This is a genomic window from Anaerolineales bacterium (assembly GCA_025808555.1).
In the GTDB taxonomy this organism is placed as follows: Bacteria; Chloroflexota; Anaerolineae; order Anaerolineales; family UBA11579; genus JAMCZK01.
Map to the genome: position 1 here is coordinate 1,740,357 of CP075526.1, position 25,580 is coordinate 1,765,936.

The 25,580-nt window shown below is 63.4% G+C and carries 17 protein-coding genes and 2 tRNA genes; 15 read left to right on the forward strand and 4 right to left on the reverse strand.

Annotation, left to right across the window (positions count from 1 at the left end; all coding sequences use genetic code 11):
• The first annotated feature begins 43 nt into the window (after nt 1-43).
• From KIT08_08705 to KIT08_08720, 4 genes are all read left to right on the forward strand, one after another.
• A complete protein-coding gene (locus tag KIT08_08705) occupies nt 44-1,474 on the forward strand; it encodes a hypothetical protein (GenBank protein ID UYN89168.1) in 1,431 nt (476 codons plus the stop codon).
• Nucleotides 1,467-2,768 (forward strand): alpha-hydroxy-acid oxidizing protein, encoded by a 1,302-nt coding sequence (locus KIT08_08710; GenBank protein UYN89169.1) that lies wholly within the window; start codon nt 1,467-1,469, stop codon nt 2,766-2,768. Before KIT08_08705 ends, KIT08_08710 begins: the two co-directional genes overlap by 8 nt.
• A 10-nt stretch (nt 2,769-2,778) precedes the next feature.
• The gene (locus tag KIT08_08715; protein UYN89170.1) at nt 2,779-5,403 is read left to right on the forward strand and encodes a hypothetical protein; all 2,625 of its coding nucleotides are present in this window, start codon (nt 2,779-2,781) and stop codon (nt 5,401-5,403) included.
• A gap of 402 nt (nt 5,404-5,805) precedes the next feature.
• Nucleotides 5,806-6,141, forward strand: coding sequence for a hypothetical protein (locus KIT08_08720; protein ID UYN89171.1), 336 nt, complete (start codon nt 5,806-5,808; stop codon nt 6,139-6,141).
• Between the two features lie 41 nt (nt 6,142-6,182).
• Here KIT08_08720 and KIT08_08725 read toward each other — a convergent pair.
• Nucleotides 6,183-6,266, reverse strand: a tRNA-Leu gene (locus KIT08_08725).
• A 122-nt stretch (nt 6,267-6,388) separates the two neighbouring features.
• On the opposite strand from KIT08_08725, the gene KIT08_08730 reads away from it, so the two are divergent.
• The 9 genes from KIT08_08730 (at nt 6,389) to KIT08_08770 (ending at nt 18,537) form a co-directional block, all read left to right on the forward strand.
• Nucleotides 6,389-8,869, forward strand: coding sequence for a hypothetical protein (locus tag KIT08_08730; protein UYN89172.1), 2,481 nt, complete (start codon nt 6,389-6,391; stop codon nt 8,867-8,869).
• Between the two features lie 95 nt (nt 8,870-8,964).
• The gene (locus KIT08_08735; protein UYN89173.1) at nt 8,965-10,011 is read left to right on the forward strand and encodes an LCP family protein; all 1,047 of its coding nucleotides are present in this window, start codon (nt 8,965-8,967) and stop codon (nt 10,009-10,011) included.
• Between the two features lie 39 nt (nt 10,012-10,050).
• Nucleotides 10,051-10,437: a hypothetical protein gene (locus KIT08_08740; protein ID UYN89174.1), complete on the forward strand. Its 387-nt coding sequence runs from the start codon at nt 10,051-10,053 to the stop codon at nt 10,435-10,437.
• A gap of 36 nt (nt 10,438-10,473) precedes the next feature.
• A tRNA-Met gene (locus KIT08_08745) sits at nt 10,474-10,545 on the forward strand.
• Nucleotides 10,546-10,669: 124 nt separating this feature from the next.
• Nucleotides 10,670-12,646, forward strand: a complete 1,977-nt coding sequence (locus KIT08_08750) for a hydantoinase/oxoprolinase family protein (protein UYN89175.1) — start codon at nt 10,670-10,672, stop codon at nt 12,644-12,646.
• The gene (locus KIT08_08755; GenBank protein ID UYN89176.1) at nt 12,643-14,211 is read left to right on the forward strand and encodes a hydantoinase B/oxoprolinase family protein; all 1,569 of its coding nucleotides are present in this window, start codon (nt 12,643-12,645) and stop codon (nt 14,209-14,211) included. The genes KIT08_08750 and KIT08_08755 overlap by 4 nt, the downstream gene beginning before the upstream one ends.
• 189 nt (nt 14,212-14,400) lie before the next feature.
• Nucleotides 14,401-17,058: an ABC transporter permease subunit gene (locus KIT08_08760; GenBank protein UYN89177.1), complete on the forward strand. Its 2,658-nt coding sequence runs from the start codon at nt 14,401-14,403 to the stop codon at nt 17,056-17,058.
• 10 nt (nt 17,059-17,068) lie between these two features.
• A complete protein-coding gene (locus KIT08_08765) occupies nt 17,069-18,028 on the forward strand; it encodes a glycosyltransferase family 2 protein (GenBank protein UYN89178.1) in 960 nt (319 codons plus the stop codon).
• A 2-nt stretch (nt 18,029-18,030) separates the two neighbouring features.
• The gene (locus tag KIT08_08770; GenBank protein UYN89179.1) at nt 18,031-18,537 is read left to right on the forward strand and encodes a gluconokinase; all 507 of its coding nucleotides are present in this window, start codon (nt 18,031-18,033) and stop codon (nt 18,535-18,537) included.
• A 402-nt stretch (nt 18,538-18,939) separates the two neighbouring features.
• Here the strand turns inward: KIT08_08770 and KIT08_08775 are convergent, their stop codons facing one another.
• Nucleotides 18,940-19,494, reverse strand: coding sequence for a DUF4287 domain-containing protein (locus KIT08_08775; protein ID UYN89180.1), 555 nt, complete (start codon nt 19,492-19,494; stop codon nt 18,940-18,942).
• Between the two features lie 172 nt (nt 19,495-19,666).
• On the opposite strand from KIT08_08775, the gene KIT08_08780 reads away from it, so the two are divergent.
• Both KIT08_08780 and KIT08_08785 read left to right on the forward strand, forming a co-directional pair.
• Nucleotides 19,667-20,464, forward strand: a complete 798-nt coding sequence (locus KIT08_08780) for an SDR family oxidoreductase (protein ID UYN89181.1) — start codon at nt 19,667-19,669, stop codon at nt 20,462-20,464.
• Nucleotides 20,465-20,634: 170 nt separating this feature from the next.
• The gene (locus tag KIT08_08785) at nt 20,635-21,360 is read left to right on the forward strand and encodes a YceI family protein (GenBank protein ID UYN89182.1); all 726 of its coding nucleotides are present in this window, start codon (nt 20,635-20,637) and stop codon (nt 21,358-21,360) included.
• 50 nt (nt 21,361-21,410) lie between these two features.
• Here the strand turns inward: KIT08_08785 and mfd are convergent, their stop codons facing one another.
• Both mfd and pth read right to left on the reverse strand, forming a co-directional pair.
• Nucleotides 21,411-24,848 carry a transcription-repair coupling factor gene (mfd, locus tag KIT08_08790; GenBank protein ID UYN89183.1) on the reverse strand — a complete coding sequence of 1,146 codons (3,438 nt, stop codon included), beginning with the start codon at nt 24,846-24,848 and terminating at the stop codon, nt 21,411-21,413.
• Nucleotides 24,845-25,456, reverse strand: a complete 612-nt coding sequence (pth, locus tag KIT08_08795; protein UYN89184.1) for an aminoacyl-tRNA hydrolase — start codon at nt 25,454-25,456, stop codon at nt 24,845-24,847. The genes mfd and pth overlap by 4 nt, the downstream gene beginning before the upstream one ends.
• Nucleotides 25,457-25,580: the final 124 nt, after the last annotated feature.

A 25,580-nucleotide genomic window follows, 5' to 3' on the forward strand; every position in this document is an offset into this window, starting at 1 on the left:
GCACGCCATGTGCCCATTTTTTGTTGGGCAGGAAGGTTACGGAATGACCCACGTGCCAACAGGCTCACCCTCCAGCGGCTATCACCGCTATCACATCCCCACCAAGCCCGCACCCGATATTGAAAAATGGCCCAGCCGCTTCAAGGTCAAAGTGCGCCGCACTGGCCTGGCCAAGCTGCTGTTATCTGAAATCGTGCATTACCGCGGCCGCAAAGATGTAATCCTCAGCCGGCCATGCATGTACGGAGTGTTCTCCGGCCCGGTGGGCGGCTTCATGCCGCGCGAGGAGCACTGCGTGGGCTGCCTGCGCTGCACCACCGAGTTCCCCGAGTTCGTGCGCATCGAGCACAACCCCGAGCGCCAGAAACTGGGCGACTCGTACTTCACCTTCAACTATGTGGACCAGATCGCGTATGAGGCGTCCAGTGGCCTGGTGCCTGTGCGCGGAGCCGGCTACCGCGGCAAGTTTGGCGGCGAGGGCTGGGACGGCATGTGGACGGATATGTCCGAGATCGTGCGCCCCACGCGGGACGGCATTCACGGTCGCGAGACCATCTCCACCGTCGTAGATATCGGCTACACGCCCAACTTCCTGCAATTCGACGCGGCCGGCCAACCGGTGGGCAACACTCCGCACTATCTTTCCATCCAGCTTCCCATTTTGTTCGATGGTGGCGATCTGCCCCGCGACGGTCACATCGCCCGCATGTACGCCTGCGCCGCCGCCGAGCTGGATACGCTCGCCGTTTTGCCGTTTGAGCAAGCCCTCGGCCTGGGCCAATACGCCCACGCCATCGTGCCGGTTGTGCGTGCGGAGCACGCACAACAGCTGGGCCAGCTCGGCTTCACCCCGCGCATGGTTGAGATGCACGGCTGGGATGATGGACTGTATGCCGCCATCATCGCCGCCTTCCCCCAGGCCATCATCGCCCTACGCACCGGCTTTGGGGATGCGCCTGCCCTGGTGGGCTATGCCCAGCGCGGCGTCAAAGTGTTCCACCTGGTGGCCGACTATCACGGCCGTAGCGCCGATGGCCGCTTCGTGCTCGACCTGATCCGCGATGCGCACAAAGCCTTCGTTGACGCCGGCATCCGCGAAGAAGTGACCTTGCTGGGTAGCGGCGGCATGATCGCCGCCGAGCACATGCCCAAGGCCATGATCTGCGGGCTGGATGCGGTGGCTGTGGACACGCCGCCGCTGGTGGCCCTGCAAGCCCGCTTTGAGGGCGAATGCGCCAGCCGCACCGCCAGCCGCTTCTCGCTGCCCGCTGGCCTCAACGAGGCCTGGGGCGTGCAGCGCCTCAAGAACCTGGCCGCGTCCTGGCGTGACCAACTGCTCGAAATTCTCGGCGCCATGGGCCTGCGTGAAGTGCGCCGCCTGCGCGGCGAGATGGGCCGCGCCATGTTCATGAAGACACTGGAAGCAGATGCCTTTGCCGGCCTGCTGGGGTATTCGGAGGCTGCAAATGGCTAGCATTGCTGGAAAGACCGACGAGCAACTCATCGTCGAAAAGCACATCGCGAATTTTCATAGAGGCTTCGCCTATTGGCCGCGCGCCGAGGAGGCTCCGCCCGCCCTCGGCGACAGCCGCTGGACGCAAGACCTGATCCTTGCCACCTGGCTGATGGCCGAGACTGGCAAACCACCCGACAACGGCCTGGAATACAAGATCGGCGCTTCTGGCGGCGGCTTTGACGTGCTGGATTTCAACATTCCCAGCGAAGATAAATGGCTTCCTGCTGATACTGAGATTGATCTCTCTATCCCGCTCAACCGCCGCGACGATGGCGCACAGCTCAAGATAGACCTGCCGATGTATGGCGGCGGCATGTCCTACGGCTCGATCAGCGAGCACGTCATGCAGGCGCGCGCCCGCGCCGCCCAGCAGCTGGGCACCTTCACCAGCACGGGGGAGGGCGGTTACCCGCCGTCGCTGGTGCCGTACAAAGACCACATCATCACCCAAGTGGCCACCGGCATGTTTGGCGTGCGCGAGGAAACCATCCAGTACGCGCCCATCGTCGAGTTCAAGTACGCCCAGGGCGCCAAGCCCGGCCTGGGCGGCCACCTGCTGGGCGACAAGGCCACCGATGTGGTCGCCGCCATGCGTGAGAGCGTGCCCTGGGTCAGCTTGTTCTCGCCGTTCCCCTTCCACTCTGTGTATTCGGTCGAAGACCACCGTAAGCATGTGGACTGGATCCGCACTACCAATCCGCGTGCCCTCGTTTCCGTCAAAGTGTCCACGCCGACCGATGTAGACATGGTGGCGGTCGGTTCGTATTTCGCCGGCGCGCACATCGTCCACCTGGATGGCTCGTACGGTGGCACCGGCGCCGCGCCGGAAATTGCCAAAAAGAACATCGCCATGCCGATCGAGTTCGCCATCCCCAAGGTGCACAAATACCTGGTCAGCGAAAATGTGCGCGAGGAAGTGACCTTGATGGCCAGCGGTGGTGTGCGCACTGCCTACGACGTCGCCAAGGCCATCGCCCTTGGCGCGGATGGCTGCGTCATGGGTACGGCCGAACTGATCGCGATTGGCTGCACGCGCTGCAGCAACTGCGAGCGTGGTCGCGGCTGCCCCTTCGGCCTCACCACCACCGACCCGCTGCTACAGCAGCTAATGCCCGCCGACTGGGGCCAGCAGCGCATCGTCAATATGTACACCGCCTACGCCGCCCAGCTGCGTGACCTGCTGCGCAAGCTGGGCTTGCACAGCATCCGTGAGCTGCGCGGCCGCCGTGATCTGCTCAAGTATGTGGGCTGAGGAGACTGTGATGACTAACGACCTGACCCGTATCCTCGCCAGCCGCGGCCGCTTGCCGCGCACTGACCTGACCGAATTCAACCGAGACGAAGCCGCCGAGGGCGGCTGCGGCGTGATCGGCATGGCCAGCAGCGAGCGCGTCGCCGCCCGCCACATGCTGGCCGCCCTGGCGCAAATGAGCAACCGCGGCAACGGCAAAGGCGGCGGCATCGCCGCCGTAGGCCTGGACGCGGCGGAATTTGGTGTCAGCCCAGATGTGCTGCACAACGACTACTTGCTCGCCATGGCCTACATGGACCCGGCCGCCCGTGCCGAGGTCGAGGCGCAGTACATTCACCCGGTATTCGAGATCGACCATGTGCGTGAGCAGCCTCAGATGGCTGATCACACCCAGATCGCCGGCCTGGATGTGCGCCCGCCGGACGTGGTGCAGTATTTTGTGCGCCCCAAAGCCGATGCGCTGGCCGCCTTCCGCGCCCAGCACGACTTTGCCAATCTGCCCGCCCGCGCCGGGGAAGACGAGTACGTCTACCAGAATAGCTTCAAGATCAACACCACTTTTTACGCCTCGCTGGGCGAGAAGCGCGCCTTTGTGCTCTCGCATGCCAAGAACCTGCTGGTGCTCAAAATGGTGGGGTATGGCGACGATGTGATCCGCTACTACCAACTGGAAGACATGCACGCCCATGTGTGGATCGGCCATCACCGCTATCCCACCAAGGGCCGCGTCTGGCACCCGGGTGGCGCCCATCCCTTCATCGGCATGAACGAAGCTCTCGTTCACAATGGCGACTTTGCCAACCACGCCTCCATCAGTGAATATTTGGCGCAGCGCAACATATTCCCGCTGTATCTGACGGATACCGAAGTGGCCGTGCAGGTCTTTGACCTGCTGTACCGCACTTACAAGTATCCGCTCGAATACGTCATCGAAGCGCTGGCGCCCACCACCGAGCGTGACTTCACCCTGCTGCCCGCTGATAAGCAGCGCATCTACTCCATGCTGCAGAGCAGCCACATCCACTCCTCGCCAGATGGGCCGTGGTTCTTCCTCATCGCCCAGGCCGACGAAGGCGGGCAGGGCGAGGCGGTTTACCGCCTGACCGGCATCACCGACACCAGCATGCTGCGCCCGCAGGTGTTCGCCTGGCAGGAGAGCACTGTTGACGGTGAAAGCGTCTCGATCGCCATGGCCGCCTCGGAGAAGCAAGGCATTGACGCCGCCATGATCAGCCTGGCCGCTGAGGACCCGCGCTTCTGGTCACGCGCGGACCGCTACTGGAACGCCCGCGGCGGCAGCCACACCGATGGCGGCGCCTTCCTGTTCAGCGTGCATGACGATTACAAGACCAAGCCAAAGCTGGTGCTCACCAACAAGTTCGGCGAGCCGGTCAAGCAGCCCACCCGCCGCGCTGCCTACGACCGCTCACCATACACGCCGTCTGCCATGACGCTGCCGCAGGGCAGGGCAACCGAACTCTACGATTGGGCGCAGACCCAGCTGCCCGGCTGGAACTACCAGCAGATCCAGGATTTCCTGGCCGGTGTTGAAGCCAGCGCCAACGACGATGCTGGCCGCGCCCGCGCCATTGAGTTGCTCTCGCTGCTCATGGATCGCCGCTATCCCACCGGCAGCCTGCGCCGCAGCAGCCTGGTCTCGCTGGTGGACGCCTCGTTCGAGCGCGTCATGGCCGCCATCCGCCAAGCCCCCGGCCCCGGCTACGCATATCACGTCTACGGGGCCGAGTTGCCCAAAGCCGCCAGCGCCGAGCAGGTCATCATCCTCGACGCGCAGGGCTACCCGCCGCAAGGCGACGACTCGGTGGGCCGCGAAGTGCAGCGCATCGTGGCCGCCGGCTTCCGCCACATCCTCATCATTCACCTGCGCGGCCAGCGCTTCATCGGCAACGGCATCGGTATCAGCACGCAGGATGTGCACATTCATACCTATGGCTCGGCGGGCGACTATCTCGCTTCCGGCCTGGATGGCGCCACCATCACCGTCCACAACAACGGGCAGGACCAGCTGGCCCAGATAATGAAGGCTGGCCGCCTCGTGGTGCATGGCGATGTGGGCCAAACCTTCATGTACGGCGCCAAGGGTGGCAGCGCCTACATCCTCGGCAATGCCGCCGGCCGCCCGCTCATCAATGCGGTGGGCAAGCCGCGCGTGGTCATCAACGGCACCTGTCTTGACTACCTGGCGGAATCGTTCATGGCCGGCGACCCGCTCAACGGCGGTGGCTTCGTGGTGCTCAACGGCATCCTGTTTGACGAAGACGGCCACATTGCCGAGCTCGAGACGCCATACCCCGGCAGCAATCTGTTCTCGCTTGCCTCCGGCGGCGCCATCTACGTGCGTGACCCGCACCAGCGCGTGGTTGCCGAGCAGCTCAACGGCGGTGAATTCGTGCCGCTTAGTGAGGCTGACTGGGCGCTGATCCTGCCGTATCTGCAGGAGAACGAGCGCCTGTTCGGCATCCCGCTCGCCCGCCTGCTGGAGGTGGACGGCGTAGCTCGCCAACCGCACGCGGTCTACCGCAAGATCCAGCCCGGCTCCGTGCGCGCCCTGCAAGCCGAGGAAGCCTGGGTGACGAAGGCAAAGACGCCTACTGCCTCTGGCGGCGGGCACTAACAGAATAAAAGAGCGGCCGCACGGCCGCTCTTTTATCAACCCGTCGTCCGGGATCGTGTCGCCCTGAGCGCAGCGAAGGGCAATCGTAGAGGTGGTGTTGAGTTCAAGTTTGCTGAAAGTAATGTCTGCGCTTTCCAAATCGCGTGTATCCATCACTCAATCAGCAAATATCCTTCGCTTTCGCTCAGGATGACACTGGAGCTGTGCCATCCTCCCCGTGTCATTCCGAACGGGCATTGAAACCCACACCAGACCGCCGAACCCGTCTCAGTGAGGAATCCCTGCTCATGTATCTTCCAAATCTCGTCTATTTATCGTGTGGCTCACGAGGGCAGATTGCTTCATGCGCCGCTGCGCGGCGCTCGCAATGACAGACACAGGCAATGGGTCTATAATTAACCCATGGTCACCAAGCAAGAAACCATCACCACCGAAACCCCGCCGCTGGCTGCCTATGGCAGCACCGTGCTCGGCATCCCTATCATCCTCACCGCCATCCGCTGCACTCTGCAATACATCATCGTGCCGCTGGTGGTGCCGTTGCTGGGGTGGGGCGATACCTTTTCCCCGCTGGTCAACATTGGGGCAGGGGCGCTGGCGATCGGTGTCATCGGCTACAACCTCGTCACCCTGTGGAACACCAACTGGCGCAAGCGCTACCTGCTCATCGCCGCCATCTTCGTGCCGTTCATCCTCATCTCGGCGTACTTTGACTTCGTCAAGTACGCCGGCATGTAACAAGAATCAAAACAGCCAGGCTTTGCCTGGCTGTTTTTCTGTGCCGAAGGTGGGAGTCGAACCCACACGAGCTTTCGCCCACTACGCCCTGAACGTAGCGCGTCTGCCAGTTCCGCCACTTCGGCGTAACTCTGCGTCACAGAAGGCAGTATTCTAACTTGAATCAATTCCATGTCAACGGGCAAGTGCCGCATTGCTTGCGCGTAGCACGCAATAAGGGGCTCATTTATAATGCTACGAATCAACCATGCTCGCCATTCTTGACAGCCCGCTGACCGGCGCGTTCTACGCTCTTCTCACCCTGCTGCTGCTCTCAGCTGCCAGCGTGTGGCTGCACAGCCGAGCCGGAACCGCCGGGCTTGACCGCCGCGTCGCCACCGGGCTGGGCGTGCTGATGGGCCTGCGCCTCATCCAGCTGCCGGTCTACGCACTGGCCTGGCTGGGTCAGCCGGCAGCCCAGGCCGCTGCGCCCCCGATGGAGCGCGGCGTGCTACTGATCAGCATCGCCGTCATCGCCTGGTTGTGGGCGCGGCCCGCAGCGCCCGGCCGCGGCGTGCAGCTCATCCATGCCCTGCCGGTGCTGGGCGCATTCATCCTCACCGCATTTATGCTGCTCTACTGGCTGGGCGTGCCCGCCGGCAGCGCCTTCAACTACACCGACGTGGATTACGCCTGGGGCGCCGCTTTGGGCTTGCTGGCCCTGCTGGGCTTGCTTCAGGTCGGCGCGGTCAAGCCGCGCCAGCCGCTGGGGCTGCTGCACCTGGCCGTGCTGCTGCTGGGGCAGGTGGCGCATGTCTTGCTGGCCGAACCCTTCGGCAACCTTCCCTTGCTGACCCAGGCCGCCGCGCTGCTCTCGCTGCCGCTGCTGTTCGCGCTGCCTGCGCAGGCCCAGCCCGCCGCCTTGCAGTCCACTGAAGCCGCCAAGCAGGCGTCGCCTGAGCCGTCAGACGAGACCGATGCCCCCGACCCTCTGGATGACCTCTTTGCCGAACCGGTCGAAGATGGCGATGAGAACGAATTCGATTTCCAGCTCGGCCCCGAGTTGCCTTCTATAGAAGAGATGGAGCAAGACGAGCAGGCCGTACCCCCGTTGCCTTCTACGCCGGCTTTCATTCTGGATGATCCTGAGCCAGAGGCTCTGGCCATCCAGCTCAGCCGCGCTGAGGAGCTGGCCCGTGCGTTAGCGCAAGACTTGGGCGCGGATGTGTGCGTGCTGGCCACCTACAACGAGGCCCAACTACAACTGGAATTCCAATACGGTTACAACGTGCTACGTTCCGCCCCGGTGGAGCCAGCCCGCATCGCCCTGCGCCAGGTGCCGCGCCTGGCGGCCGCGCTGCAGCGCGGCCGCATCCTGCGCCACGAAGTCGACGCTGGCGACACCGAGCTGGCCGCCCTTTCGCAAGCGCTGCGCCTCTCCTTCCCGGCCAATCTGCTCATGACGCCCTTCGAGTATCCGCAAGACCTGCGCCAGTGGGCCGTGCTGGCGCTGCACATCGTCACGCCCTGGGAAGCGACCGATGAGGTCGTCCTGCAGCAGCACGCCGAGACCCTCGGCGAGCAGCTGGCCGAAGCGCTGGGCGTGAGCGGTCGCAGCACGCCCGCCACCCAGCTGGTCGCTCCCATCGCCCACGAGCTGGAGGAGGCGCGTAGCGAACTGGAAACGCTGCAACAGGAGAATGCTCGCTACCGCGCCGATGTGGAGCGCCTGTTGGCCCACATTGACTCCCTGCAAACGTCGCCCACCGCGCCGGCTACAGTGACCAACGGCAGCCAGGAGCTGCTTGCCGCCCTGAAGCAAGAGAATACGCGCCTCAAGCAATCCCTCTCAGACTTGCAGGCCGCGCCCGCCGCAGCCGGGGTAGGCGGCAGCGTGCCGCCCGCCCAGATCAGCGTGGAGCAAGCCAAGGAAGAACTGCGCCTGGCCCTCGAAGAGGTGGCCGCCTTGCATACCAAACTGCAGGCCGCCCAGCAAGCCATCGTGGAGACCACCCAGCAGCAGCCCGGCGCCAAGATTCCTGCCGAGCAGGTCGAGCTGGTCGCCTCTATCGCTCAGGAGTTGCGCCAGCCACTCTCCTCGGTCATGGGCTATACCGACCTGTTGCTCGGCGAGTCTGTCGGCCTGCTCGGCGCGTTGCAGCGCAAATTCCTCGAGCGCGTGCGCAGCTCCACCGAGCGCATGAACACGCTCATCGAGAACCTCATCCGCATCGCCGAGCTTGACCCGCAGGGCCAGTCGGTCCAGCGCAGCCTGGTAGACCTCAGCAGCGTGATCGACGATGCGCTCAGCCTGCTGCGCGAAGCGCTGCAGGAGAAGCGCATCGCCCTACGCGTCAACCTGCCGCGCCAGATGCCTTCGCTCAATACTGATAAAGACGCTCTGCAGCAGATTCTTTACCACCTCCTGCAGAATGCGGACGCGGCTTCGCCCGCCGGCAGCGCCATTACCCTGCGCGCCGTGGTCGAAGAGGAGCCTGGCCTGGGCCAGTATGTGCTCATCCAGGTCTCTGACAGCGGCGGCGGCATCCCTGAGGATGCGCTGCCGCGGGTCTTCTCGCGCGTCTACCGCGCCCAGAACCCGGTCATCCCCGGCGTGGGCGACAGCGGCGTGGGCCTCACCATTGCCGAAACCCTCGCAAAGGCCCTCGGCGGCCGCATCTGGGTCGAAAGCCAGGCTGGGGTGGGGGCCACCTTCAGCGTTTTGCTGCCGCTGGCGCCCGCTTCCTAGGGAACAATCCGCCTTATCCAGCGTTAACTCAGTGTGTCTGAAAACGGCTATCCTTTAGTTGCGCCCAGGCACAAGTCTTGCACGCGGAACGATACATGAAGCGTACTTTGCTCTTCCTCACTCTCATTGTGGCCCTGCTGCTCGGCGCCTGCCAGCCTGCGCGCCCCCAGTCCACCGCTTCCGCGTTGGGTACGCCTACCCCTACACCGTTCCTGCCCGCCGGCCCCATAACTGCACCGCCAACCCCCAACGCCCAGGTGACGCTCGATCTCCCCATGGGTGACCTTGGCTTTGGTGAGTTCCCCGGCCCCACCCAGGACTCCGATATTGACATTCCCCCTCAGATGGGAAAGCTGCCCCAGCCTGAGGGCCAGATCAACATCCTCATCATGGGCAGCGACCAACGCCCACGCGATGGCGGTTTCCGCACGGATGTGATTGAGCTGCTCACCATCAACACGATGGATAACACCGTCAGCGTCACCTCCTTCCCGCGCGACCTGTACGTCTATCACCCCGGCTGGTACATCACCCGCATCAACGCGGGCATGCAGCGCGGCGGCTTTGAAATGATGGCCGACACCTTTGCCTACAACTTTGGCGTCAAGCCTGACTATTTTGTGCTGGTCAACTTCGACGGCTTCATGCGCATGATCGATGCGCTGGGTGGAGTGGATGTACAGGTGGCCCGCCCGCTGTGGGATGAGCGCGAAGGCCCGGGCGACTTCAGCGTGCCCTCCGGGCTGGTGCACATGGATGGCGAGACCGCCCTGTGGTATGCCCGCTCGCGCGGCACCACCAGCGATTACGACCGCGGCCGTCGCCATCAGGAGCTGATCGCCGCCATCGTCTATCGCCTGCTCAGCCTGAACGCAATCACCCGCGCCCCGGAGCTGTATTCGCAGTACCAGCAAATGCTCACCACCAACATGGGCCTGGTGGACATTCTGCCCCTGCTGCCGCTGGCCGGCATCATTCGGGACACCCAGTCCATCAACCGCTATTCCATCGGGCCTGATGATGTCATCTCCTACCGAAACATCTTTGGCAGCTCGGTCCTCATCCCCAACCAGGAGCGCGTGCGCCGCATCATGCTCCAGGCGCTCAGCTCGCCTGAATCCAGCGCGGCTGGCGGGCCGTAGCTGTTGCGCCTGCATTTTCATGCAGGTACACTCGACCTTATGTTGCGTAATCTAAGCTTCGACATGCGCCGCCTGTGGATGGGCATCGGCATCATTGCCCTGCTCATCGTGCTTTTTGGCTTCAGCCGCCGCATCGCTGAGTTCTCGCGCTTATCTGATCAGCTGGAGCGCGAGCAGGCTGTCATCACCCAAATGGCCGCCACGCAGCAGGTGCTGCAAGACCGCATCACCTACGCCAACTCGGACGCCGCAGTGGAAGCTTGGGCGCGTGAGCAGGGGCGCTGGGCCCGCCCGGGCGACTTCCCCGTCATTCCGCTGCCCCCCGCCGATTTCACTCCCTCCGCGCCCACGCCCGAAGCGCAATTTGATTCCGCCTTAAGCAACTTCGATACATGGTGGAATTGGTTTTTTTACACTGGGCCTTGACGTTTGCCCTGCCCGCGTGATAGTATCGCCCTTCATCGCGGGGTGGAGCAGTGGCAGCTCGTCGGGCTCATAACCCGAAGGTCCCAGGTTCGAGTCCTGGCCCCGCTACTAAAAACAGCCAGCATTTGCTGGCTGTTTTGTTTGTCGGACACATCACCCGAAGGTCCCAAGTTCCGACTAGCAATCTCCAATCTCTATTCGCTCTCTCCATCCTTGCCTTACAATCTGCCCCATGCGTATCGGCATAGATACCGGCGGCACCTTCACCGATTTTGTCGTCTTTGACCCAGCTAGCGGTCAGTTGGATACCTTTAAGCGGCTGTCCACCCCGCACGACCCGGCCGAGGCCATCCTGCAGGGGCTGGCTGGCCTCAAGGCGGCCGGCCCACGACAGATCGTGCACGGCAGCACCGTCGCCACCAACGCCGTGCTCGAGCGCAAGGGCGCCAATGTCGCCCTGGTAAATACCGAAGGCTTCCGTGACCTGCTGCACATCGGCCGCCAGAACCGCCCGGCGCTGTATGACTTGTTCGCAGATCCGCCCGCGCCGCTCGTGCCGCGCCAACACCGCCTGGAGATACGCGAGCGCGTGGCGGCGGATGGCAGCGTCCAGCTTCCGCTGGATGAGTCCGCCCTGGATGCGCTGGTCGCTCATTGCCAGCGCGAGGGTATCGAGGCGGTCGCCATATGCTTGCTGTTCTCCTTTGCCAACCCGGTCCATGAGCAGGCCGTGGCAGCCCGCTTTGTCGCTGCGGGCTTCAATGTCTCCACCTCACATCAGATACTGCCGGAATTCCGCGAGTACGAGCGCGCCAGTACCACCGTGCTCAACGCTTACGTCTCGCAGGTGATGAGCCGCTACCTCGGCGCCCTGGCCGCCGCACTGCCGGGCGACCACTTGCAGGTCATGCAGTCCAATGGCGGCATGGCCAGCCCGCTGCAGGCGGGGCAGCAGGCGGTGCGCTGTATCCTCAGCGGCCCGGCCGGCGGCCTGGTGGGGGCCCAGGCGGTGGCGCATGCCGCCGGCCACTGGCGCGTCCTCACCTTTGATATGGGCGGCACTTCCACTGACGTGGCCCTCATTCACGGCTCCGCCCAGGTCAGCCGTACTTCACACATCGGTGGGCTGCCGGTGCATGTGCCTATGCTGGCCATTCACACCGTGGGTTCTGGCGGCGGCTCCATCGCCTGGCGCGATGCGGGTGACGGCCTGCAGGTTGGCCCGCACAGCGCCGGGGCCAACCCTGGCCCGGCGGCGTACGGCCGCGGTACCTTGCCCACCGTCACCGATGCCAATGTGCTGCTTGGCCGCATTCAGCCGCATCTCTTCTTCGGCGGCCAGATGCCGCTGGATGCGGGGCGGGCTGGCGCCGCGTTTGAAGCCCTGGGCACCGAACTGGGTCTCACCGCCGAAGAGTGCGCTCTGGGCGCTCTGCAAATTACGAATGCCCATATGGCCCGGGCGCTGCGGGTGATCTCCGTTGAGAAAGGACATGACCCGCAGGACTTTACGCTGCTGGCTTTCGGTGGCGCCGGCGGCTTGCATGCCGCAGCCCTGGCGCGCGCCCTTGGTATGCCGCGCGTGCTTGTCCCGCGCCACGCCGCTACCCTGTCTGCCCTGGGCATGCTGCTGGCGGATGTGGTCAAGGATCACAGCCGCACCGTGATGCTGCCGGGCGATACCGCGCTGGCCGAGATCGAAGCCCAAATGGCTCCCATGCTTGAAAGTGGCCGCGCGGATTTGGCTGCCGAAGGCGTCGCCGCGGCGGATATGCAGTTCCACGCCAGCGCAGACCTGCGCTATGCCGGCCAGTCGTTTGAGCTAAACGTTCCGCTCACGCCGCAGCTGCTTGCCGAATTCCACCGCGTCCACGAAGAAAGCTACGGCTACCAGAACACCGCCGCGCAGGTGGAAATTGTCAATCTGCGTCTGCAGGCCATTGGCCGCACGCAGCGTCCCTCCTTGCCGTCCTTTGAGCCGCACGGCGCTCCAGCGGACGCGGCCTTGCTGGGCCGCTACCCGGTGCTTTTCGAGCATGCGCGGGTCGAGACGCCCTTCTATGACGGCAGCCTTCTGGGCGCAGGCCAGCGTTTTGCCGGCCCGGCCATCGTCGTGCGGCCCGACACGACCATCCTGGTAGGGCAGGGCGACACGGCCGAAGTGGATCGCTTCTTGAACCTGATCATTACGATCGGCGGCGCGGCATGAACACCGCCCTGGTACGCCTCGAAATTTTCAAGCATCTCTTCGCCAGCATCCCTGAGGAAATGGGCGCCGCGCTGCAGCGTGCCAGCTTCTCGCCCAATATAAAAGAACGCCGAGACTTTTCGTGCGCCCTCTTCGACCCGCACGGCGAGATGATCGCCCAGGCCGCCCACATCCCCGTCCATCTCGGCGCCATGCCGCTCTCGGTGCAGGCCGCCATTCGCAGCGCCACCTTCGCCGAGGGCGATATGGTCATCCTCAACGATCCCTATCAGGGCGGCACCCACCTGCCAGACATCACCCTGATCGCGCCAGTCTTTGTCGCCGGGCAGCTGGCTGGCTTCGTAGCCAACCGCGCCCATCACGCTGATATCGGCGGCATCGCCCCAGGCTCCATGCCGATCGCGCGTGAGCTGGTGCAGGAGGGGCTGATCCTGCCGCCGGTCAAGCTGCTGGCGGCTGGCCAGCTGCAGCAAGGCGTGTGGGACATCATCCTGCGCAACACCCGCTCGCCCCACGAACGCGCCGGAGACCTGCGCGCCCAGATCGCCGCCAACCAGCGCGGTGTGCGCCGCCTGGGCGAGCTGGTGGCCGCCTACGGCGCGCAGGAAGTGCAGCACTACGCCGCGGCCCTGCTGGATTACACCGAGCGCCTGACCCGCGCCCTCATCGCCCGCCTGCCGGATGGCCGCTTTGAGTTTGCCGACGCTCTGGACGATGACGGCCTCGGCAGCGGCCCGTTGCCGATCCGCGTCAGTGTCAGCATTCATGGCGATGAGGCCACCGTGGATTTTGAAGGCACGGCGCCGCAAGCCAAGGGCAGCGTCAACGCGGTCTACGCTATCACGCTCTCGGCTGTTTATTATGTCTTCCGCTGTCTGGCGGATAGTGAGGTGCCCAACAATACCGGCTCGCTGCGCGCCATCCGCGTCCTGGCGCCTGAGGGTAGCCTGGTCAGCGCATTGCCGCCCGCCCCGGTGGCCGGCGGCAATGTCGAGACCTCGCAACGCATTGTGGATGTGCTCTTCGGCGCGCTGGCCAAAGCTTTACCCCACGTCATTCCTGCCGCCAGCCAGGGCACAATGAACAACACCCTCATCGGCGGCTGGGATCCTGCCCGCGGCCGTGCCTTCACGTATTACGAGACCATTGCGGGCGGCATGGGAGCGCGCCCCACGGCCGATGGGCCAAGTGGCTTGCACAGCCACATGACCAACACCCTCAATACGCCCGCCGAAGCGATGGAGTATGCCTATCCCATCCAGGTGGTGCGTTACGAATTGCGTGAGGGCACGGGCGGCGTAGGCAAATACCGAGGCGGTGATGGCCTGCGCCGCGACTTGCTGATGCAGACCGATGCCACCGCCAGCCTGCTGAGCGACCGCCGCCACGGCCGGCCGTATGGCCTGGCCGGCGGCATCATGGGCGCCCCCGGCGAGAACCTGCTCATCCGTGACGGGCAGGCCATACGCCTGCCCGCCAAGGGCGAGGTGCAGCTGCGCGCCGGCGATGTGCTCAGCATCCGTACCCCTGGCGGCGGCGGCTGGGGCGAGCCCGGCACTGCTTAAGCTTCTTCGTCTGGTTTATTTTATACTTCCACGTGCAGGCGACTAAACACACTCGATCAAGCCTGCATCACCCTGTAGAAGCGTAGGGCCAAGAATTGCCACGACAGCCCAGCCTGTCGGTAAGTAGTTTTGGCTTTCTGAAGCTAGTTTGATATAACTGATAGGACCATCACCGTAGCGGAAACGTGCATGAACATCAAATCGATACTTGCTCACCCGGCTTACAACATTGCCCTTTTTGTCCTGCGCCGCAGCCTCATGGTGGGCCTTACTGTGCTGATTGGTGTGTGCGTAACGGTCATGATCGTCAATACCGATGGCACGCTGGAAGACGGCATGGCTCGCCAGATCTACAACCAGGCCGTGCGCGAATACCGAAACCAGCCGCCCAGCCTGCCGGATGACCAGCGCCAGAGCGTAGCCCAGATCGAGGAACGCCTACTCGATGAAGCCGGTTTCAACGACCCCTACATTGTCCGCCAGGTGCGCCTGGCCCTGCGCGCCCTCAGCTTCGATTGGGGCGAGATCACCCACCGCCAGTTGCGCGCCCAGTTGCCCTCGGCCGCCCAGGCCACTTCGGTAAATGCCATTGTGTTGCAGGCCCTGCCCAATACCCTGGCGCTGGTCGGCATCGCCAGCCTGATCGTCTTCGTTGTTGGCCTGCCGCTGGCGCTCAACCTCTCGCGCAAGCCTGGCTCGCGCCTCGATCGCATTGTTTCGCTGCTGGCGCCGCTCTCCACCTTTCCCAGCTGGGTCATCGGCCTGGTACTGGTGCTCATCTTTGCCATCCAGTTGCGCTGGCTGCCTGCCTCTGGCATGCGCAGTGTATTGCCCACGGCTAGCCAGCTGGAGACCTTGCTCCACAATGCGCGCTACTTTGTGCTGCCGGTTACCGCGATTGTGCTCAACCTGTTCTTCCAATTCGTCTACACCTGGCGCTCCTACCTGATCTCTTTTGCCGAAGAAGACTATGTAGAGCTGGCCAAGGCGCGCGGCATCCCCAATAGCCTGCTGGAGCGCCGCCACATCCTGCGCCCCTCGCTCTCCTTCATCATCACCAGCTTCATGCTCACCTTGGTGGGCTTCTGGCAAATGGCCATTGCGCTTGAAGTGGTTTTTGAATGGCCCGGCATCGGCCTGCTCTATGTAGATTCGCTTCCTAACTTCTGGGGCGAATCCATGTTTGAGGGCGACATGGTCATTACGGTTGCCCTGGTCACCACCTTTGCCTACCTGCTGGGTATCACGGTTGTGGCGCTTGAGGTCATGTATGCCCTCATCGACCCGCGTGTGCGCGTCGATGAGCCGCTGCGCTCGCGCCTGGTGCGCCCGCGCCGCTCCGCGGTGCCGGCTGAGCTGCGCCAGGCTGCCCGCCGAGCGCGCTCCGGCGCCGCTCTCGGGCTCGGCGCCCAGATCGTCCAGGCCATAAGGGGCTTGCCTGCCGCGCTGCGCCGCGGCTATCAGGCCGTATGGGCCGTCGTGGTGCAGTTCCGGCGTTACCCGGCAGCCATGGCCGGCCTCGTCATCATCTCGTTTATGGTCGTGGGCTCGCTGTATGCCGCCATTGCGCTTCCGCTCAACAAGATCGGTGTGGAGTGGTACAGCAATTCCGTCACCGGGCGCACCTACCGCCCAAAAGTTGCCATGCCCAGCTGGCTCAACTGGTTCTCTGAGCGGCCGTATCTTTCCACAGTAGTGATGGACAGCCAGGATCCCGCCTCGGGTGCTATCAAGACCGTCAGCATTGACTCGAATGGCAACCGGCGCGTCAATATCACGTTCAATTTCGACTATTCGTACCAGGATGTGCCGCAAGAGATCTTCCTATACTTCACGCCAGACTATTCCGCCAAGCGTCCCTTCATTCTGTGGACCTGGCGCACGCCGGAGGGTCGCTCGGTGGAGCTTGTCTCCATGGGTGACCCCGGCTACCTGAAAGTTCCCCTGACCGATAAGGTCTTCACCGGCCCAACCGCCGTCGCCCGCGCCAGCAACTCGTACCCCGCATTGGCTGCCCTCAAGCCGGATGCGGTGCCGCTGTATTATCTGTTCTCCAATCCAGAAGAGCAGGGCAACCAACTGGTCACCGGCAGTTACCAGCTGCATATTGAGGCCATGCTGTTCGAGCCTGACGCCGACATCGATGCCGAGCTCATCATGCTCGGCCAGGTCTTCGGCGCCGGCGGCACCGATGGCTACCGCCGCGATCTGCTTGTGCCGCTGGTGTGGGGCATGCCCTTCGCGCTGCTCTTCGGCATCGGCGCGGCTGTTTTTGCCGTCTTCGTCGCGCTGGCCTTAGGCGCAGCCTCCGTGTGGTACGGCGGCATTGTGGATTGGATCACCCAGCGCCTGTCTGACCTCAACATGGTCATGCCCGTGCTGGCTATCGGCGTGCTGTTCTTTGCCTTCTACGGCCTCAGCATCTGGGGCGTGCTCTTCGTCATCGTGCTCTTCAGCTCCTTCGGCAGCCCCGTCAAGACCTTCCGCTCAGCCTTCCTGCAGGTCAAAGCCTCTTCATACATCGAGGCGGCGCGCAGCTACGGCGCGTCTGACTGGCGCATCATCTTCAAGTACATGATCCCCAAGATCATGCCCTTGCTCATCCCCCAACTGATCTACCTCATCCCCACCTATATCTTCCTTGAAGCTACGCTGGGCATGTTCAACATCCGTATGATCTACCCCACCTGGGGTCGCATCATCTATGAGGCGCTGAATTCTGGCCTGGTGTACGGGTCGCGCTTCTGGGTCTTGCAGCCCTTGGCACTGGTGTTCCTCACTGGGTTGGCTTTCTCGATGGTGGGTTTCGCACTGGATAAGATCCTGAACCCCAAGCTCAACGTCTAATATCGGCGCCATGCGCTCACCGGTCGGCACTCCAACAGTAAGCATCATCATCCCCACCTATAACCGCGCCGCGCTGGTGCAGCAGGCGATCGCCAGCGTGTTGGCGCAGACCTATGCGGATTTTGAGTGCATCGTCGTTGACGATGGCTCGCTGGATGATACAAGGGCTGCTTTGCAGCCTTTGATCGCGGGTGCACGCATCCACTACGCCCACCAGCCCAACGCTGGCTTGTCGGCCGCCCGCAATCATGGGCTGCGCCTGGCGCGCGGCGCCTACATCTCCTTCCTGGATGATGATGACCTGTACGAGCCGCAAAAACTGGCTCGCCAGGTGGAGTACATGAAGGCCCATCCAGACGCCATGCTGGTGCACTGCTGGTTTCGGAAGTTCAGTGACGAAAATCCAGACCTGGGTCTGCGCAAGACTGATTGGTTCCAAGGCTGGATCTACCCTCAGATGCTCTCTTACTGGCGCATGCTCATGGCCACGCCCTGCCTCATGTTCCGCCGTGAGCTGTTTGACGAGGTAGGCGTGTTTGACGAGAGTCTGCGTTACGCTGAAGACTTCGATATGTGGCGGCGCATTGCCCGCAAATACCCTTTCCATCTTGTGCCTGAGAGCCTGGTGCGCATCCGCCAGCAGGCGGTTAGTATGTCCAGCCACAAGGCCGGTTCCGCCGCCCACTTCCGCACCGTGCTGGAGAAGGCCTTCGCCGAAGATCCGCAGCTCACCCCGCGCCTGAAGGCACGCGCCCTGGCTGCCATGTACACCTCGGTCGCCCAGAATCTGCTGGGCGAGGGCGGCCGGGCCGAGATCGCCGCCGCCCGCCAGCATCTGCGCAGCGCGCTGCGCCTGCAGCCGCTGGCGTCCGCCGCCTGGCTCACGCTGCTGGCCAGCCTGCTGCCGCGCGGCCTGCGCGGTACCCTGGCCGCCGCGCTGCGCCGCCTGCGCTTTCGCCGCCAGGCCTAGCTATGTCTGCAAGCATCGTGGTCATGGGAGTATCCGGCTCGGGCAAAACCCGCATCGGGCGGGCGCTGGCCCGCGCTCTGGGCGCCGCCTTCCTCGAGGGCGATAGGTTCCACCCCGCCGAGAACATTGCCAAAATGCGCAGCGGCCAGCCCCTCACCGATGCGGACCGCGCCCCCTGGCTGGCCGCCCTCAACGCAGCTTTGCAGGAGCACGCCGCCCGCGGCCAGCGCGCCGTCCTGGCCTGCTCGGCCTTGAAGCAAAACTATCGTGAGCAACTGGGGCAGGGTGGGTTGCCGTTACACTTCGTCTATCTCAAGGGCACGCCAGCCCTCATCGCCCGCCGCGTGCAGGGGCGCAAGCGTCACTTCATGCCCGTATCCCTGCTCGACAGCCAGTTCGATGCGCTCGAGGAGCCGGCTAACGCCATCATCGTCGACGCGGCCCAAAGCGTGGGCCGCACCGTTCGCCAGATCCTGGCCGCCCTCGGCGAAGATACTTCTAAAGACTAAGCTCTCATCCACTAATAGGTCTAACACCTTTGTGAGCACCACTCAATCATCCAACGCGGGTCGCAGAGGAATCTCCACACAATGCACAACCCACATGAGCGTCTGCGGAGGGGGCTCGGGGGAACCAACTTTGGTTCCCCCGACGGGGGCGCAGGGGCAGAGCCCCTGCAAAGGGCATATGATGCAAACACCCGCAATTCATCACCGCGCGCCTTGCCCCCTCACTACCCGTCATTGCGAGGGCTGCTGAAAGGTGCATATGCATGTACCCTTCAGCCCGAAGCAATCTGGTTTTTATCTCCATGGATACAAAAAAGACAGATTGCTTCGCTGCGCTCGCAATGACGGGTGAGCCAGGGTCATAGCTCTTCCATACAGAGCAGGGAAGGCTCTTTCTCGTCCCTAGGCCTCACCATAAGCCTGCTTCAACCAATCCTTAACCTGCTTGTCAAACTCCTTGGCGCTGCCCAGGCGCACGCGGTGCGTGCACATGCCGCCCCACGCTTCCAGCCGTCCGCTGGCCGGCACACCTTTCAAGATCAGCCCCAGGTCCACGCGGTCCTTGCTGCTCACCTGCACGATCCCGAACTGCTTGTTGCGTCGCAGGCTCATATAGGTCTTCTTTGGCGCCAGCTCCACATCCTTGCCCAGCGCCTGGGCGGCCTTGACGATCTGCGCGTACAGCGGCTGCATGGCCGCCTTGCTCCCGCTGAAATAGGCCGCTTGCACGTCATCGCCGCTGCTCGGGCCGCCGGCGGCCTGCTGCCGGTACATGATCGCGATCGTGTTGGCAAAGCCATGTGAGACGCCGTACTCGCCCTTCAGCAGCTTCATGATCTCGCCGTGCGTTTCCAGGCCTTTGGTTTTGATAAGCTTGAACCATTTCTCCAGGCTCTTGCCGGTCTTCTCCGGCATGTTGTTAACCATCGTTTGCAGTTGCTCTTCGGGGCTTGCCATGTCTGTGTCTCCTCGCCGCCAGCGTAGCACAGCCTGCTTCTGCTTGCTTGCAAAAAATTTACCTGCATAACACGAAACATACCCGCAGAAGAACAAAGCGCCCAAAAACCCGAGTACATTTGCCTCTAGAGCCTTGTGTTGCCTGCGCCTATACTGTTCACAAGGAGGCACAATGAAAATTCAAGACAAAGTGTTCGTAGTGACTGGCGGCGGCAGCGGCATTGGTCGCGCCCTAAGCCTGGCTTTATTGCAGCGCGGCGCCCGCGTAGCCGCGGTCGACATCAAAGAAGCAACCTTGAACGAGACCGCTCAGCTCGCCAACAGCGCGGCCCTCTCCACCCACATTGTGGACATTTCCAACAAGGCCCAGGTGGAAGCCCTCCTGCCCCAGGTGATCGAGAAGCACGGCATGGTGGACGGTTTAGTCAACAATGCTGGCATCATCCAGCCTTTCGTCAAGCTGGTTGACCTTGACTACCCGGCCATCGAGCGGGTGCTCAACGTCAATCTCTATGGCACCATCTATATGCTCAAGACCTTTCTGCCCACGCTGCTCAAGCGCCCCGAGGCGCACGTGGTCAACATCTCCAGCATGGGCGGCTTCTTCCCCTTCCCGGGACAGACCCTGTACGGCGCCTCCAAAGCTGCGGTCAAGATCCTGACCGAAGGCCTGTACGCCGAGCTCATCGGCACAAATGTTGGCGTCAGCGTGGTGTTCCCAGGCGCCATTGCCACCAACATCAGCCAGAACTCCGGCCTGGCCATGCCTGAGACCGATGCTGAATCGGCCCCCATCAAGCCCACCTCACCCGAGGTGGCCGCTGAGACCATCATCACGGCCATCGAGAAGAACAAGCTGCAGGCCTACATCGGCCGGGATGCCGCCATGATGAACATCTTCTACAAGCTCAACCCGCGCGGCGCCATCCACTTCATCACAAAACAAATGGAGTCACTGTTACCTAAGTAGGTCAGGTGTCGCCCTGAGCGTAGTGAAGGGCATTCATAGAGCTGGTGCATAAACCAAGCTTGCAGATAGAAGCACATAAAGCGCCCATGAAAGTGGGCGCTTTATCATCACGGCTTAATCCCCAGCCAGTATAGTCAAATAATTAAACCCGCCATTTTCCCTGGAGAGATATGGATCGCCGAACAATCGCAATCATCGCAGTAACCGGCATTGTCGCCTTGGTGCTCGTCGGCGCCGCGGCCGCTTACGCCCTGCGCCCCAGCGCCGCACCCAGTGGGGAGCTGACCGCCATCCCCGTATTGCCCTCGCCGGTGGCCCAGCAGGCCACCAGCGCGCCCAACCAGCCGGCCGAGGCGGAGGGTAGCCTGGTCTTCGAGATCGACGGCGACCAAAGCGAAGCGCGCTTCCTCATCAATGAGGTCCTCAACGGCGCAGACAAGACCGTCGTTGGCGTCACCAACGCGGTAGCCGCCCAGATCGTGATCGATCCGGCCAGCCCGGCCGGCGTGCAGGTCGGCACGGTACAAGTGAATGCGCGCACCTTCATCACCGATAGCGGCAGCCGGAACCGCGCCATCCAGAACTTGATCCTGGAAACAAACACCTTCGAGTTCGTCACCTTTACCCCCACCGCCTACAGCGGCCTGCCCGCCAGTATCGCCGTCGGTGACACCTTCAGTTTTCAGATCACGGGCGATCTAGCCATTCGTGACATTACCAGCCTGGTTACTTTTGGCGTCACCGTCACTGTGGAATCCGAGTCCCGCATCAGCGGCCTGGCCAGCACCACGATTGACCGCGCCACCTATGACCTGCAGATCCCCAGCGTGCCGCAGGTCGCCTCGGTTGAGCCGACCCTGATCCTCGAGCTTGAGTTCGTCGCGCTGGCTCAATAGCCCACGCACTACAACCAAAAAGGCGGCCTGCTTATGCAGGCCGCCTTTTTTTATTCCGTCTCGGCTGGCGCCGGCGCAACCGCGCCGGCTTTCTTCGTATTCCATTCCACCAACGCTTCCAACAGGCTCAGCAGCCGCTGGCGCCAATCCACAGATTCCAGATTGCTCAGCCAGACCGTGTTCTTGCTGGTGCGTGTGCCTATGGGCAGCGGTTTGCCATCAAACAGGGCCGCAAAATCCATCGGTTGGTCCTTCTTGCGCGGCGGCGGGAAGCGCAGCGCCAACTGCTTGTTCTCGACATTGATCGTCGTCAGCCCGGTGCGCTCGGCCAGCACGCGCACATGCAGCTGGAACAGCAGGTTCTGCACCTCGACGGGTGGGGGGCCGAAGCGGTCACGGAACTCCTCCGCCAGCGCTTCGATCTCGCTCACATCGTGAATGTCCGCCAGTCGCCGGTACAGCTTCAGGCGCATGGCCTTGTCGCTCACATAACTGGCCGGGATGCCGACTTCGATGGGCAGATCCACATTGATCAGAGGGTGATACAGGGTGATATGCACCGCGCCGGCTTCGGCGCCAAAACCGCCGACGCGCTTGAGGTCATCCACCGCCTTGGAGAGCAGCCGCGTATACAGATGAAAGCCCACCGCGGCGATCAGGCCGTGCTGGCGCACGCCCAGCAGGTCGCCCGCGCCGCGGATTTCGAGGTCGCGCATCGCCACCGAGAAGCCCGCGCCGTGCTGCGTGTTCTCGGCGATCGTTTCCAGGCGTTGGCGGCCCTCGTCGGTCATACCGTTTTGCGCATGGCGGAAGAAATACGCATACGCCCGCTGCGCCCCACGGCCCACGCGCCCGCGCAGCTGGTACAGCTGCGCTAAGCCAAACGCGTCCGCTCGGTCAACGATCAGGGTATTGGCGTTCGGAATATCCAGGCCGGATTCAATAATGGTGGTGGTCAGCAGCATGTCGATCTCGCCCCGCGAGAATTCGTTCATGCGCTCGGCCAGCTCGCGCTCGGCCATCTGGCCGTGCGCCACGCCGATGCGCACCTCGGGCACCACGCGCTGCAGGTGTGCCCGCATGGCGTCGATGCTGTGCACGCGGTTATGCACGAAGAACATCTGCCCGCCGCGATCCAGCTCGCGCAGCACTGCCCGCCGTACCAGCTGTTCGGAGTAGGGGCCAACGTGGGTCACGATCGGCAGGCGCTCTTCCGGCGGCGTGTTGATCGTCGAAATATCCCGCACGCCCGTCAGCGCCATGTACAGCGTGCGCGGGATCGGGGTGGCGGTCATGGTCAGCACGTCCACTTCGGTGCGCAGCTTCTTGAGGTGCTCTTTGTGCGCCACGCCAAAGCGCTGCTCTTCGTCAATGATCACCAGCCCCAGGTCCTTGAACTTGACGTCGGCCTGCACCAGCCGGTGCGTGCCGATGACAATGTCCATGTCGCCCGCCGCCAGCTTGCGGATCGTGTCCTGCTGCTGCTTGGCATCCCGAAAGCGCGAAAGCATCTCGATCCGCACCGGGAACGCTGCCAGCCGCTGGCGGAACGTCTCGTAGTGCTGTTGCGCCAGCACGGTGGTCGGCACCAGCATCGCCACCTGCTTGCCGTCCATCACCGCTTTGAACGCCGCCCGCAGGGCGATCTCGGTCTTGCCGTAGCCCGCGTCGCCGCACACGAGGCGGTCCATCGGGCGCAGGTTCTGCATGTCCTGCTTCACTTCGGCCAGCACGCGCAGCTGGTCTTCGGTCTCCACGTACGGAAAGCTGGCCTCCAGCTCGTGCTGCCAGGGCGTATCCGGCGGGTAGGCGTGCCCCTGCGCCATTTCGCGCTTGGCATACAACTCCAGCAGGTCCTCGGCGATCGCTTCCACCGCCCGCCGCACGCGGGATTTCGTGCTGCGCCACTCCTGCCCGCCCAGGCGGCTCAGGGTCGGCGTCTCGCCGCGCGAGCCGATGTAGCGGCTTAGCCGGTCAGCCTGGTGCACCGGCACATACAGCTGGTCACCGCCGGCGTACTCCACTCGTAAAAATTCACGCGTCTTGCCTTCGATCTTGGCTTCCACCAAGCCGCGGAAGATGCCGATGCCGTGGTCAATATGCACCACCAGCTCTTCGTTCTGCAGGTCCACATACGGCGTTTCCGGAGCGGCGCTCTCTGGCCGTGGCTGGCGGCGCGGCTGTGGCCGCTCCCAGCCAAAGATCTCGCCATCCGTCAGTAGCTGCAGGCGCGGCTCCTTGGCCGATTCCAAACTCCAGCCTTCGGCCAGGCTGCCTTCGGCGAACTGCGGGTCGGCCAGGTTGCCGGCGCCGTAGTTGCGCTCCGCCCACATGTCGCTCAGTCGCGGCGTCTGCCGCGAGACGATCAGCACTTCATCGCCCGCATCCAGATAGCGCTCCACCTGGTCCATCATCGGCTTCAGTTGGCCGCCAAAGCGCGGCCCCGGGCGGAACAAGCCGCTGATGCTGTGCGCGTCCTCGATCGCCAAGGTCGGCCCCAGCTCGATGACCGTGCGCTCGCCCAGCATCTCTTCCAGCTCAGACAGCGAGAGATACGGCGCGGGGTGCTCGGCCGCCAGGCTGCCGGCTTCCAGGTTCTCCTGGCGCAGTTGCAGCGCCTGCGTCTCCAGCTCGCTCACCTGCTCACGCAAGGCGTCCATGTCATCGATCAAGATCAGCGCATCCTGCGGCAAATAGTCCAGCAGGCCAGCCGGCTCGGGGTGGAGCAGGGGGATGTGAAATTCATTCAAAGCACGTGCTTCCAGCCCTTCGGGCAGCGGCTCTTGTGCAATGTATTCGCGCGCTGGAGGGATCAGCAGGTCATCAATCGTATGGATCGTGCGCTGGGTGGCCGGGTCAAAGCGGCGCAGGCTGTCCAGCTCGTCGCCAAAATATTCCAGGCGGGCCGGCAGCTCGTCCTGCATCGGCCACAGGTCCAAAATGCCGCCGCGCCGCGCAAATTGGCCGGCCGCCACCACGTTCTGCGCCGCCTCATAGCCCAGCCGCGCCAGCTGCGCCGCCAGCTCGGCTGGCTGGCTGCGCGCCCCGCGTTGCACGCGCTGGGCCGCCGCGCTGAATTCGGCCGGCGCCAGCGTGCGCGCCATCAGCGCCCGCCCGCTGGCGGTGATGAACGGCGCGCCGCCTTCGCCTGCGGCGGGCAGGGTAAGCCGCGCCAGCACCGCAAGGCGCTCGCGCCGCGCTGTTTCGCTCCACGGCGCGTTCTCGTAGAACAACGAGCTGGGCTCAGGGAAGTACAGCCGCTCCATCGCCGGCGCCCAGAAGCCCAGCTCCTCAAAGTAGGCCAGCGCTCGGTCACGCCGCTGGCTCAATAGCAGGGTAGGTTGCTGAGTAGCAGCCGCTATAGCGGCTGCTACTGGCAACCTTGCCGAGCGGATCAGCCCCAATTGCCCCGGGCTGCCGGTTTGCAGGCGCGCCAATAGCTCTTGGAATGCGGGCTGGCGTTGGATGCGCGGCAGGATCTCGTTCATTCAGTTCCGTTGTATTTGTTCATCGCCGCCACGATGCCCTCATTGATAAAGGTTTGCACGGCGTCGCTGGCCCGTTTGAGCACGAACGCCAACGCCTGCCGCTCGGCGCGTGAGAAGTCTTGCAGCACATGGTTGGGCGTGCTCATCCGTCCCTTGGGCCGGCTGACGCCAATCCGCAGGCGCGCAAACTCCTGCGAGCCCAGCTTCTGGATGATGGACTTCATCCCGTTCTGCCCGCCGGAGCTGCCCTCGCTGCGCAAGCGCAGCGTCTCGAACGGCAGGTCCACATCGTCGTACACCACCAGCAGCTTCTCCAGCGGCACTTTGTAGAAGCGCACCAGCTGGCTCACCGAAACGCCCGAGTTGTTCATGTATGTGCGCGGCTTGGCCAGCACCACTCGGCCTTCGCCCGCGCCGGCCTGGGCGATCATCGCCTCGTTCTGCACCTTGCTGAACTTGACCCCCAGCTCCTCGGCCAGCTTATCCACCACCATAAAGCCCACATTGTGGCGGTTCTCGCGGTACTCCGGCCCTGGGTTGCCCAGGCCCACGATCAGGTAGGGTGGGTTGTTGCTCTCGTGCTCTTTCGGTTTGCGCTTTCGAAACATGGTTCCTCTTAAACGACAGTAGCCACCGAAGCGAACGCTAGGGTGGTCGAGTTCAAGCTATTTTAGCATTTCAAGAGTCGTGTCGCCCTGAGCGAAGCGAAGGGCAACTATGTAGCCAGTTTAG

What these genes read in the sequence shown, in the direction of transcription:
- KIT08_08760 (UYN89177.1), top strand. Translation starts at nt 14,401, where the DNA reads ATGAACATCAAATCGATACTTGCTCACCCGGCTTACAACATTGCCCTT.
- KIT08_08720 (UYN89171.1), top strand. Translation starts at nt 5,806, where the DNA reads ATGGTCACCAAGCAAGAAACCATCACCACCGAAACCCCGCCGCTGGCT.
- KIT08_08750 (UYN89175.1), top strand. Translation starts at nt 10,670, where the DNA reads ATGCGTATCGGCATAGATACCGGCGGCACCTTCACCGATTTTGTCGTC.
- KIT08_08775 (UYN89180.1), bottom strand. Translation starts at nt 19,494, where the DNA reads ATGGCAAGCCCCGAAGAGCAACTGCAAACGATGGTTAACAACATGCCG.
- KIT08_08705 (UYN89168.1), top strand. Translation starts at nt 44, where the DNA reads ATGACCCACGTGCCAACAGGCTCACCCTCCAGCGGCTATCACCGCTAT.
- KIT08_08735 (UYN89173.1), top strand. Translation starts at nt 8,965, where the DNA reads ATGAAGCGTACTTTGCTCTTCCTCACTCTCATTGTGGCCCTGCTGCTC.
- KIT08_08780 (UYN89181.1), top strand. Translation starts at nt 19,667, where the DNA reads ATGAAAATTCAAGACAAAGTGTTCGTAGTGACTGGCGGCGGCAGCGGC.
- pth (UYN89184.1), bottom strand. Translation starts at nt 25,456, where the DNA reads ATGTTTCGAAAGCGCAAACCGAAAGAGCACGAGAGCAACAACCCACCC.
- KIT08_08740 (UYN89174.1), top strand. Translation starts at nt 10,051, where the DNA reads ATGTTGCGTAATCTAAGCTTCGACATGCGCCGCCTGTGGATGGGCATC.
- KIT08_08765 (UYN89178.1), top strand. Translation starts at nt 17,069, where the DNA reads ATGCGCTCACCGGTCGGCACTCCAACAGTAAGCATCATCATCCCCACC.
- KIT08_08715 (UYN89170.1), top strand. Translation starts at nt 2,779, where the DNA reads ATGACTAACGACCTGACCCGTATCCTCGCCAGCCGCGGCCGCTTGCCG.
- KIT08_08710 (UYN89169.1), top strand. Translation starts at nt 1,467, where the DNA reads ATGGCTAGCATTGCTGGAAAGACCGACGAGCAACTCATCGTCGAAAAG.
- KIT08_08730 (UYN89172.1), top strand. Translation starts at nt 6,389, where the DNA reads ATGCTCGCCATTCTTGACAGCCCGCTGACCGGCGCGTTCTACGCTCTT.
- KIT08_08755 (UYN89176.1), top strand. Translation starts at nt 12,643, where the DNA reads ATGAACACCGCCCTGGTACGCCTCGAAATTTTCAAGCATCTCTTCGCC.
- mfd (UYN89183.1), bottom strand. Translation starts at nt 24,848, where the DNA reads ATGAACGAGATCCTGCCGCGCATCCAACGCCAGCCCGCATTCCAAGAG.
- KIT08_08770 (UYN89179.1), top strand. Translation starts at nt 18,031, where the DNA reads ATGTCTGCAAGCATCGTGGTCATGGGAGTATCCGGCTCGGGCAAAACC.
- KIT08_08785 (UYN89182.1), top strand. Translation starts at nt 20,635, where the DNA reads ATGGATCGCCGAACAATCGCAATCATCGCAGTAACCGGCATTGTCGCC.